The organism is Nostoc sp. PCC 9305, from assembly GCF_963920915.1.
Lineage (GTDB): Bacteria > Cyanobacteriota > Cyanobacteriia > Cyanobacteriales > Nostocaceae > Nostoc.
The window spans coordinates 17,278-27,399 of record NZ_CAWUDN010000109.1; the positions used below are offsets into that span (position 1 = coordinate 17,278).

8 protein-coding genes are annotated in these 10,122 nt (G+C 41.3%); 7 read left to right on the forward strand and 1 reads right to left on the reverse strand.

Annotated elements, in window-relative coordinates; genetic code table 11:
* Positions 1–59 precede the first annotated feature (59 nt).
* Entirely contained in the window at positions 60–932 is an 873-nt protein-coding gene (locus ACM0OX_RS29240; RefSeq protein ID WP_414518499.1) for a response regulator, read from the forward strand.
* Between the two features lie 9 nt (positions 933–941).
* Here the strand turns inward: ACM0OX_RS29240 and ACM0OX_RS29245 are convergent, their stop codons facing one another.
* Positions 942–2,144 carry an AAA family ATPase gene (locus tag ACM0OX_RS29245; protein WP_414518500.1) on the reverse strand — a complete coding sequence of 401 codons (1,203 nt, stop codon included), beginning with the start codon at positions 2,142–2,144 and terminating at the stop codon, positions 942–944.
* 586 nt (positions 2,145–2,730) lie between these two features.
* Between ACM0OX_RS29245 and ACM0OX_RS29250 the strand changes: the two genes are divergently transcribed.
* The 6 genes from ACM0OX_RS29250 (at position 2,731) to ACM0OX_RS29275 (ending at position 9,959) form a co-directional block, all read left to right on the forward strand.
* Entirely contained in the window at positions 2,731–3,519 is a 789-nt protein-coding gene (locus ACM0OX_RS29250; protein ID WP_414518502.1) for a GDSL-type esterase/lipase family protein, read from the forward strand.
* A 239-nt stretch (positions 3,520–3,758) separates the two neighbouring features.
* On the forward strand, positions 3,759–4,193 hold the full coding sequence (locus ACM0OX_RS29255; protein WP_414518504.1) for a hypothetical protein: 435 nt from the start codon (positions 3,759–3,761) through the stop codon (positions 4,191–4,193).
* Between the two features lie 592 nt (positions 4,194–4,785).
* Positions 4,786–6,072 carry a cation:proton antiporter gene (locus ACM0OX_RS29260; RefSeq protein WP_414518506.1) on the forward strand — a complete coding sequence of 429 codons (1,287 nt, stop codon included), beginning with the start codon at positions 4,786–4,788 and terminating at the stop codon, positions 6,070–6,072.
* A 270-nt stretch (positions 6,073–6,342) separates the two neighbouring features.
* Positions 6,343–8,529: a cation:proton antiporter gene (locus tag ACM0OX_RS29265; protein WP_414518508.1), complete on the forward strand. Its 2,187-nt coding sequence runs from the start codon at positions 6,343–6,345 to the stop codon at positions 8,527–8,529.
* A gap of 4 nt (positions 8,530–8,533) precedes the next feature.
* Positions 8,534–9,016 carry a hypothetical protein gene (locus ACM0OX_RS29270; protein ID WP_414518510.1) on the forward strand — a complete coding sequence of 161 codons (483 nt, stop codon included), beginning with the start codon at positions 8,534–8,536 and terminating at the stop codon, positions 9,014–9,016.
* A 106-nt stretch (positions 9,017–9,122) separates the two neighbouring features.
* Entirely contained in the window at positions 9,123–9,959 is an 837-nt protein-coding gene (locus ACM0OX_RS29275; protein WP_414518512.1) for an AMIN domain-containing protein, read from the forward strand.
* Positions 9,960–10,122: the final 163 nt, after the last annotated feature.

Genomic DNA, 10,122 nt, shown 5'->3' on the forward strand with positions numbered 1-10,122 from the left:
GATACTCACCAAAGAGTCTAGTAATTAGCTTCTGCAAAAATTGATTGTAAGAGAAAGTTATGTACGAATCGTCAAAGAAAATTCTTGTCATTGAAGATGATAGCGTTACCCGCAATCTTTATTTAAAGGGTCTTGAGGCTAAAGGTTTTGATATGATAGGCGCTCAAAACGGTCGTGTTGGTATCCAACAAGCACAAAAGGATGTACCCGACTTAGTTATTTGCGATATCACGATGCCCGATATGGATGGTTATAGCGTTTTAAATACACTACGCCAAGATCCTCTGACAGCAATTATTCCTTTCATTTTTTTGACTGGCAGTAGTACTAAAGCAGATGTTCGCAAAGCTATGGAATTGGGAGCAGATGATTATCTTACCAAACCCTCGACATTAGATGAATTGCTCAGAGCGATCGCTATTCGCTTGGAAAAGCAAGCGAATCTCCAGTACTGGTGTGCGATGAAATTTGAGAAAGCTCCAAAATCATCAGCATTTACAGATAATACTACAGCGATCGCTTCCGGTGTTGCCGTATTCTCTGATAAAGAAGTCAACATTTCTTCTAAGTCAATCTTTCCCTGCATTCCGCAATTAAAAGAAGTTTTCGACTTTATCGAAGCCCATTATCATGAAGGAATTACTTTGTGTGATGTGGCTGTTGCTGTTGGTTACTCATCGGCTTACTTAACTAACCGAGTAAAAGAGACAAGTGGAGAGACTGTAAACTGCTGGATTGTCAAACGCCGAATGGCAGAAGCTTGTTTTTTACTCCAAAATAATAATCAGACAGTCGAGAAGATAGCGAAAGCATTGGGCTATCAGGATGTGTCTCATTTCTCCCGCCAGTTTCGCCAACATCACGGTTTACCTCCCCAAGCTTGGCGCAAAGAGCATCAGCTTGTATCGCAAAAACAAGTGAAACTGTGGTGAAAGTAGATTTTATACGAATAGTTGTGTAAATTCATATATCAAATCCACCCTACCTTTACGTAACATGGCTGGATCTAATCTTTCAGTAGTGTTACAAGTCATCAAGATAACTAACCGTTGCTGCATCTGAATACCAGAGTCATCAATTACACTCTGATACAAAGTGCCATCTAGCAAACTCAAAATGTGTTCGGTTTTGTTATTGTATTGCGCTACCTCCGAAGCACGATTTTGCGCTAGATTATCAGCTTCGTTAATAACGATACAAATACGCTCTATGTAAGTCGGGGGGACGAAATTAGCGATCGCATCATGATCTAAAATAAAAATTACATACCCTAAAGGTACAAGAATTTCTTTTGCTACTGCCTGTGTCCAGACTGTTTTGCCAGTACCCGGTTGTCCATGTACAACAACCGCTAACTGGTTTTGATTCATAATCGCTTGCTGTACAGAATCAGTAAAGTTTTGGATATCTGCGGGAAATGTCCGAATGTTAAATTGACTATGAACTTTGCCTACACGACTTTGATATCCACTCAACATTACTGCTAAGTCGTAAGTTGCTTTGTTAATTAGTGGCGCGAGATTTTGCGCCATTAAAGTATATTGTCTTCGCCCGCGATCGTAGGGATCGATTTGCAACCAAACGTCATACTTAGACCAGTAAGCATAAACAGTATTAATAACGTCTAAGCGTTCCCAACTAACGAATTTATCTATAGGAAAATAAAAATCTCTCTCTGAGAAATACTGGGTAATAATATCAGGATTACCCAATACACCTAAAACTCGCATTACAGTAATTTCTTGCAGTCGATTCAGAACATAATCAATAGGAATATTACTACGACTGACAAATTGGACAATAGGTGTTTCCGTACTCAAAACATCTTTATAGCGATGATCTGGTGATTGAGGATCTGGTGTGATGTAATTCCAAAACTTTTCAACTTCGTAACGGGTATTATCAGATACAACACTTAATAAATTAGCCCACCAAGCATAATTATTGCGTCCTAAAACATCAGCAACATTACTCGCTAAATTCAAACTCTTTTGACTTAATTCGCGGGAGTCACTGTACAACAGTTGCCATAAAAATCCCCAGTCTAACTCTCGATTAAACGGTCGCCAACCGCAAGCAATTAAGCTTTGCCGAGTATTATTTGTAGGAGTGCCTTCGTTGCTTCTAAAATAGTCAAAAACCATATTTATCGGTTATGCAGCGTTAATTAAGTTATTTTGTGTTAAGTAGAAAGGTTTGAAAAATTTTTCTCGTAATATCAACTAATTGCATACAAATGGTAATTGTATTTCCACTGTAGTGGCGAGGAAGTCTTTTTAATTTAACTCATTACCATTGTAATATACTGTATTACAAAACAACTACTTGTGTCAACTTTTTTGACAAACCAATTGGTAAGTGACTCTTTACTTTTAGCGATTGATGTACCTGCACTACTTATCCGTCTGTAGATGAGGACTGACAGCGCATTTCAAGTTGATAAAGTACATAAGCTTGACACAAAGGCGAAAATTTTGAGTGAATCTCCCTCTTTACTCTTCTTCAGAGTCCTTCTCTGACGAGACGCTGCGCGAATGCGCCTCTGCGGTTTGATTCTCATGCTGATTGTTAAAGTACGGTAGCCCATCGTACAGAGGCTCAACTGCGGCAATATTAACCTTACAACTATATCAACAAGTAAAAACTCCATAGATGCTTGAACACTAAAGATAGCCATCTATGGTATAGAAATGTATAGAATCTTGTAAAGATATAAAATATAGTCGTTAAATGCACACATTTCTCGCTTCTTCCTCAATGCAGCTGTCTGTAGCACCAAATCACTTTCAGCCTATGAAGATTGTCGCACTGGGGGACAGCTTAATTTATGGATTCGGCGACCCGGAAAAAGGAGGCTGGATTGAGCAACTACGGCGATGGTGGATGTTGCCGGATAGTGCCGGTCATATTCTTTATAATTTAGGGGTAAGGGGCGATCGCACGCAACAAGTAGCCCAAAGACTAGAAGTTGAGTTCCGCCACCGGGGTGAACTGCGAAATCGTGTCCCCGACTTGATTATTTTATCAGTAGGCGTGAATGACTCAGCGCGGTTGGCGCGTCCCGATGGTCGAAATTACACAGATTTTACATTGTTTGAAAAGGAAATTGCGTCTCTGCTAGATTTAGCACAGCAACTTTGTCCTGTGTTATTCGTAGGCATGGTGCCAGTGGATGAAGCCAAAATGCCATTTTTAGATTGTTTTTACTACAATCATGCCGACCAGTACCGCTACAAAGAAGCAACTAGAATTGCTTGCAGCAAACGGCAGATTCCCTATTTAGATATTTTTGAGCAATGGATGGAACGCGGTGAAAGTTGGCGACTCAAACGCTTGAGTGAAGATGGACTCCATCCCAATACACTAGGTTATCAAGCTTTGTTAGAAGATGTAATCAATTGGGACGCCATACCTTCTCTACGTTCGCGCAGCGTGTCGCAGACAGACGCTACGCGAACAATGGACTTTGCCAATGCAGCTTACCATTCTAAATTTGATTATCACCTTAAACCATCCTAATGATTAATATAGAAGATGTGTTGGTGCTTTAAGGCTAGACGATATTATCGTATTTGCCATCCTCGCAAAAAAGACGCGATTCATCGCGTCTCTACTTTTATCAAAAAAGTAAAGGTTCAAAACCTCGCCCGCAAGTGGCGTGAAAAAGTCCTTGTATCTCAAGGTAGGTAAAAACCCCACCTCTTGTGGGTGGCTTAACTAAATTACAAATTACGAATTACGAATTACGAATTATTTTTATGACACCAACTTTATTTGGTCGCTGGCAAACTCGATTATTATTACTGGCAACTGTCGGCGTACTCGTATCTTTGCCATTTGCAATAGGTTGGATTGGCCCTGGTGCTAACTCGGTTTATTTTTGGATACTTGCTTATGTCGCCATTTTTGGCTTAGGTTGGGATGTACTTTATGACTATCTCCAAAAATCTCGTTGGGATAGAGATTGGCCCGCAGCCTATCAACTCTTAGCTGGTATATGGGAATTAATATTTATATTTTGTGGAGTCAAACTATTTGGCTTCTTGCCAATACCTTTACCGAAAGAAGAACTTTTGCCAGGAACTTTTTTATTGCACTATAGCATCGTGTGGCTAGCAGTTTTTATTAGTTCCCAAAGCCTGATGCGAATTATCTTCCCTCGTTGGCGTTTCCGGGGCGGGGAGTGGTTGTAAAATTTCAAATTATCGCAACTAATTTAATCAAAAATTCTAGCAATTTTCAGATAATTCAACCGTAGGTTAGGGACGTACATTTGTGCGTCCCTACAGTCGATTGGGGAGCATCTCAATGAGTGTAAAAACACGTTTGCCCTGGCGAATGGAATTCGCGGCTATACAGACAAAACCCACCTCCGTGGGTTTCAAATCTTTTGAGTCCGCGTAGGCGGACTTAGTTTGTGTAGCCGCGATTTCTAATCGCCTAGTATATTTGCAAAGGTGAGATGCTCCCGTCGATTGTGCCTCAAATAGATGAAAAAGGTTATAAATCGCAAATTAACAAATCATAAAAAATCATATATGGCGGTTTTAGTTTGGATGCAATATGTTGTATTGACGTACAGTTGTGTGCGTTCTTAAGAACAAGATGACTTTGGAAACTAAAGCAACGCATTGCTTGTTGTATCTCATCAAATTACAAACAGCTATCTTTATGTTTACAAAATTGGCATTTGTGCTGATGTAGTAGTCATATATGAGTAAAACAGGACAAACTTTAGAGTCTAGGGAGATTCTTCAATGCAGAGACATAAATTAAGGAAGTGCAATGTCAAATTTTGATCTGGTTATTCAGCTATTTCTGCAACTCACAGTTATTTTAACCACTTGTCGCATTGTCACGATTTTAGGACGCCGCTATCTTGGTCAAACCGATGTTGTTTGCGAAATGATCGCAGGTGTAATGCTAGGGCCATCACTTTTAGGATTGATTGCACCAGATTTTCAGCAATGGCTATTTCCTAAGCTTCCTATCATCACTGCTGTCGGACTCAAAATACCCAATCCATCGATGTCGATTTTGTATGCTATCAGCCAGATTGGGTTGGCAATTTATATGTTTTTGATTGGTTTAGAGTTTAATACCAAACTCTTAAAACATCATATCAAAAGTGCAAGTTTGTTATCTGCGGCTGGGATTATCACTCCTTTTATTTTAGGAGCGATCGCATCTTTTTGGTTTTATCACAATGGCGATTTCTTTCAACCAAAAGTTATGCCTTGGTCAGCCGCTTTGTATCTGGGTGCGTCGATGACTATTACGGCTTTTCCAATGTTAGCTCGTATTCTTTACGAACGCGGTCTTGCACAAACTCGCTTCGGTACTTTGGCTTTAGGTGCAGCATCGGTAGATGATGCAGTTGCTTGGTGTTTGCTGGCGATCGTGCTTGCTAGCGTGAAAAATTCTTTAAGCATAGCCATATTAGCAATTGGTGGTGGCATTTGCTATGTGCTATTTGCGATTTTTCTCGGACAACCTCTACTGAAAGCGTTCACACGGATGACAAAACGCGAAGGTGTGAACAGACAAACCCTGACTTTAATGTTGATAATTTTGATGTTTTGTGCGTGGTTTACCGATGTTACAGGTATCTATGCAATATTTGGTGCTTTTGTGTTGGGAGCAGTGACACCACGCGGAGAATTTGCCCAACAAATTCGCCAATATACGGAGTTTTTAACTACTTCTTTTTTGTTACCGATCTTTTTTGTTTTCTCTGGATTAAACACTCAAATTGGATTGGTAAACACACCTACTTTATGGGGAGTGACGCTATTAATTATTGCGATCGCAATTCTCGGTAAAGGTGTTGCTTGTATGTTGGCTGCAAAATTAGCTGGGGAAAATTGGCGCGAATCTGCAACTATCGGCACTCTGATGAATGCTCGTGGTTTGATGGAGTTAATCATCCTCAATATTGGTCTGGAACAAGGTATAATTACCCCAACTTTATTCACGATAATGGTTATTATGGCGGTCATTACTACTCTTATGGCATCACCACTGATTGCCTTCTTATTGCACGGTACAAGCTATGAAAAATCTTCTACTTAAGCAAAATTAAATATTAGATTAATTAAGTATCTAGTACAATATCTCAGCTAGTTTTGAGGGTTTTTAGTAAGCGCTTTAGTGCTGAGAAAATTAAGGACTCAAGTCCTTACTACTAACTTGCTTACCCATAACAGCTGCAACTAAATCGTAACAATAATTAATATAACAACGAAGCACAAACTACTCTTGGTTGTATTTAACAAGCTTGACATTTTCTAGTCTTTTAAAGAATTATCTTAGGGAAACCAGATAGTTAATTTTGAGGAAACCATGCACATAGTTATTCTCGTTCTGGTTGAGGTGCTGATTGTTATTGGACTTTCACGGGTAGTAGGGCTAGCATTCCGTTCCATTAAGCAACCACTAGTAATTGGTGAGATTGTCGCCGGAATTATGCTTGGCCCATCTTTATTTGGTTTAGTTGCTCCCCATCTAGCAGTTACCTTGTTTCCACCAGAAACTTTTCCTTTTCTCAATGTTTTGTCTCAGGTGGGACTAATATTTTTCATGTTTCTGATTGGGCTAGAACTCAATCCCAAATACCTCGGCGGCCAATTAGAAGTAGCAGTTTTAACTTCTCATGTCAGCATTTTGGTGCCGTTTTCTCTAGGAACATTGCTAGCGGTGATACTTTATCCCCTAGTTTCTAATGCAAGTGTATCATTCACCGCCTTTGCTTTATTTTTGGGGGCGGCAATGTCGATTACTGCCTTTCCAGTGTTGGCGCGAATCATTACTGAAAACAATTTACAAGGAACGCGTTTAGGAACTTTGGCGTTAACTTGTGCAGCAGTGGATGATGTCACCGCTTGGTGTCTTTTGGCAGTAGCGATCGCAGTTGCGCGAACTGGTGACTTTGCTGGTGCTATACCTACAATTATCGCCAGTATAGTTTACATCGGCTTGATGTTGACAGTCGGTCGTTGGTTCCTGCAACGCCTTGCCAAACACTACCTCCGTGCAGGAAGACTCAGCCAATTACTGCTAGCTGGAATTTATATGGCAGTAGTTGCGTCGGCACTAATCACTGAATTAATTGGAATTCACTTAATTTTTGGGGCATTTTTGCTGGGAGCAGCCATGCCCAAAAATGAAGATTTAGTGCGAGAATTGGCAATAAAAACGGAAGATTTTGTCCTAATTTTCTTGCTACCCATATTTTTTGCCTACAGTGGTTTAAAAACGCAGATTGGCTTGCTCAATCGTCCCGAATTGTGGCTTTTGTGTGCGTTGGTTTTAGCAGTAGCGATCGCAGGTAAGTATGTTGGTACTTATGTAGCAGCGCGTGTCAGTGGCATTAGTAAACGGGAAGCCTCAGCACTCGGTTGGTTAATGAATACTCGCGGTTTAACCGAACTGATAGTGCTAAACATTGGTTTAGAGTTAAAGGTAATTTCCCCCTTAATATTTACCATGCTGGTAATTATGGCATTGGTAACTACCTTCATGACCTCGCCACTGCTGGAATGGACATATCCCAAGAAGCTGATCAGGTTAGATGTGGTGGAACCGGAGTTAGAAGCACAAACAGCTACCAGCGCTACTGATGCTGAAACTTACATTCGTCCCTACCGAATTTTGGTGCCCGTAGCGAATCCGAGTACCCAAAAAGGCTTGGTACAGTTGGCAGCAAGCATTGCCCTCAACTCCCAATATCCCGCCGTTGTTAACCCTCTGAGCCTGATTGAATTTGAAGAAGATTATGCCTTTGAAAGTACGCCAGTTGAAGCAGACCGATTAATTGCCCAGCGCCGCCAGCAGCTAGAAGAATTGATTAATACGCTCGAACCAGTAGAAACACGCGCTCATGTGCATCCCATCATTCGCATATCTAGTAATGTTGCACGGGAAACTGCACAGATTGCCGCACTTAAACAAGTTGATTTAATTCTTGTAGGATGGCATCGCCCAGCTTTTAGTAGTAACCGCTTAGGTGGACGAGTTGGACAAATGCTTACTACTGCCCCAGTGGATGTCGCTGTGTTTGTAGATAAAGGCAAAGAGCAATTAGAAAGTTTATTAGTACCTTATTCAGCCAATATCCATGATGATTTAGCACTAATACTAGCTTTGAGACTGCTAATCAATCGTGAGACTTGTGTGTTGCAGATATTACAGATAGTAGCAAATCACGCCAAGGAAGAATTGAATTACGAACTAAATACGATGATGGAGCAATTACCGAGTAGTGTACGCGATCGCATCGAAATCAAAATTGTTCAAGTTCCAGATCCAATCCAAGCTGTAGTCGAAACCTCAAAAAATGTAGACCTAACAATTGCAGGTACTAGCCGCGCTTGGGGTATCGAGCGTCAAACCTTGGGAAGATATACAGATCAACTAGCCATTCAATGTTGCTCCTCCCTGCTGATTACCCGCCGTTACAGTCAAGTCACCGCTCATCTGGCTTCCATGCTTCCTGACGTTAGCAGTCAAGAGCCAACACTTAGGAGTTGAGAACATGAATCATTTCAACTTCAAATCTTTAGCTTTTTACGGAGTAACAATAATTTCAGTGCTACTGTTGTTTAAAACTGTCACTGTTTACGGAGAAAACAAACTCAAGGCTCCTCCGCCAGTTAACGGTCGCTATCGTCTAACCCTAGCGAAGAATTTGCCTAACTGTGAAAAATCGGATACTCTGACGTTAAACATTGAGCAGTCAGGTATTTACTTAAATGCCTCTGTATTACCGGCAAACGCGAACGCCGACACTGACGAAAAGCACTCTCTGGCAGGCATCTTCAGAAATCAACAATTAAATTTATCTGGAAAAGTTGGTAAATCAATCCTTTGTAATATTCCTCGCCCCCAAAACGATCCTCTGAACTCAGTCACAATTCAAATGCAACTTGTGGATAAAGGTAATATGACAGGTCAATTAACCGTAAAGGGCATTCCACAAACTCTGAAATTTACTGCTGTGCCTCAAAAAGCTAATTGAATTGGGGGTGGTTAGAGACGCGATGAATCGCGTCTACGGGATTGGAGGCGCGAAATAAACGGCAATGTAAGTGCATTGTATGGGTTTTATGGAGCAAATAAAAAGAATGGATCGGGAACTAAAAAATAAGCAATCTTACCAATGGGGCAAGCAGTTATTTAGCATCAGTATATTAAGTTTTTATGCAGCGATCGCCCTCGAAACTTTTACTACTGCTGCAACACCAGGGGCAAAGCTAAATAATTGGCGTTTTTCTCCCAAGACACAGCAACTCGAAATCACTCTCTCAGCAGGCACAACCCCTCGTTATTTCTACTTAGCCCAACCCTCTCGTTTGGTTGTAGATTTACCGAATACTAAGTTGGGCAAAGTTACCACGCAACAAAATTATTCTGGAGCAATCAAAAGCATTCGCATTTCTCAACTCAACGCAAACGATACACGTATTGTTCTTGATTTAGCAGCAGGGACTGTTTTTAATCCCAAAAAGGTACAACTTCAACCCGTTTCTCGAAAAAACTCCACTCGCTGGGTATTACGTCCGGTTATTTCTGGTAAAACTACTGCTGTAAAATCAGGAAATTCACCTCCTTCAGCCAAGAAACAACCTCAAACACTCCAAAAGCCGCCTAGTAACTTACCCGTAATTACTAACCCACAATCCCCCTCACTCACAGCTCCGCCTCCATCCAATGAACTGCCCTCAACAATTACTACTAACTCAGGGCAGCCTTTTGTCACCGTACCTCCTTTAAATCCAAATCCATCTTCTCCGTCTCAACAACCTGCTTCGATTCTTCCCCCTCCTTCTTTTCCAAATCAACTCGGCAATTTAAATAACATTCCTCCTTTCGGGGTGTCGGAATTTCCAGTTCCAACAATCCCCAACGATCCCGAACCCCAGGTAATCGAGTTTGGTCAACCTTTACCCAAAACTAAATAAAAATAAGGAATTGGGCATGGAGAAGAGGCAGAGGTGCGGAGGGGGCAGCACTTCTCTACGAGAGGCTGCGCCAACGGCTACGCTCAGTGATCAGGGGGCGGAGGGGCAGAGGGGCAGAGGGGCAGAGGGGCAGAGGGGCAGAGGGGCAGAGGGGAAAGACTTA

Excerpts from the sequence above, each read along its gene's own strand:
- ACM0OX_RS29270 (WP_414518510.1), top strand. The coding sequence starts at position 8,534 with ATGAATCATTTCAACTTCAAATCTTTAGCTTTTTACGGAGTAACAATA.
- ACM0OX_RS29260 (WP_414518506.1), top strand. The coding sequence starts at position 4,786 with ATGTCAAATTTTGATCTGGTTATTCAGCTATTTCTGCAACTCACAGTT.
- ACM0OX_RS29275 (WP_414518512.1), top strand. The coding sequence starts at position 9,123 with ATGGATCGGGAACTAAAAAATAAGCAATCTTACCAATGGGGCAAGCAG.
- ACM0OX_RS29255 (WP_414518504.1), top strand. The coding sequence starts at position 3,759 with ATGACACCAACTTTATTTGGTCGCTGGCAAACTCGATTATTATTACTG.
- ACM0OX_RS29245 (WP_414518500.1), bottom strand. The coding sequence starts at position 2,144 with ATGGTTTTTGACTATTTTAGAAGCAACGAAGGCACTCCTACAAATAAT.
- ACM0OX_RS29240 (WP_414518499.1), top strand. The coding sequence starts at position 60 with ATGTACGAATCGTCAAAGAAAATTCTTGTCATTGAAGATGATAGCGTT.
- ACM0OX_RS29250 (WP_414518502.1), top strand. The coding sequence starts at position 2,731 with ATGCACACATTTCTCGCTTCTTCCTCAATGCAGCTGTCTGTAGCACCA.
- ACM0OX_RS29265 (WP_414518508.1), top strand. The coding sequence starts at position 6,343 with ATGCACATAGTTATTCTCGTTCTGGTTGAGGTGCTGATTGTTATTGGA.